At 61.6% G+C, this 628-nt stretch carries 1 protein-coding gene; it reads right to left on the bottom strand.

Going from position 1 to position 628, the window contains the following annotated elements; genetic code table 11:
• Window positions 1-410: 410 nt before the first annotated feature.
• Window positions 411-628: hypothetical protein (locus NK214_RS24905; RefSeq protein WP_253315810.1), on the bottom strand; the 218-nt coding region annotated here is incomplete at its 5' end.

The raw sequence follows: 628 nt of genomic DNA, 5'->3' as shown, positions 1-628 counted from the left end.
GAGGAGGCGAACTATACGTCAGCCCCCTAAACCCGTCAACACCTTTTGCGAGAAAAACCTCAACAAAAGCGGACCCCGCAGGCCAAACCCTTGATGCGGCAAGCAATATCCGAAAGGGGTATTTGCTGACACGCCTCAACCACCCCGCCGAACCATGAAAAACGGGCCGGCGAAACGCCGGCCCGTCATGGCTTGCTATACCTTTTTATATAGAAGCGCTCCGGAGAGGTCAGTCCTCGCTACGGCGCTTGCTATTGCTCCTCCGCGCCGCCGGCCTGCGTTGACGCGAGGCGGGAGACGCCTCGCCCACCGGCGACTTGCCGGCAAGCGATTGACCCGCTGGAAGCGCGGCAGCCTCGGACGCAGGCGTCGCTGTCGTAGGCGCCGGCTTGGCCGCCGCAGGCGCAGCACTAACAGTTTTGGGAGCCGCCGGTTTGCTTGCTGCTGGCTTGCTTGCTGCTGGTTTGCTTGCTGCCGGTTTGCTTGCTGCCGGTTTGCTTGCTGCCGGCTTGCTTGCTGCCGGCTTGCTTGCTGCCGGCTTGCTTGCTGCCGGCTTGCTTGCTACTGGCTTGCTTGCTACTGGCTTGCTTGCTACTGGCTTGCTTGCTACTGGCTTGCTTGCTACTGG

It is taken from the genome of Chromobacterium sp. S0633, assembly GCF_024158805.1.
In the GTDB taxonomy this organism is placed as follows: domain Bacteria; phylum Pseudomonadota; class Gammaproteobacteria; order Burkholderiales; family Chromobacteriaceae; genus Chromobacterium.
Note: the sequence above shows the minus strand (reverse complement) of the source record. Positions and strands in the feature narration are given on the sequence as shown.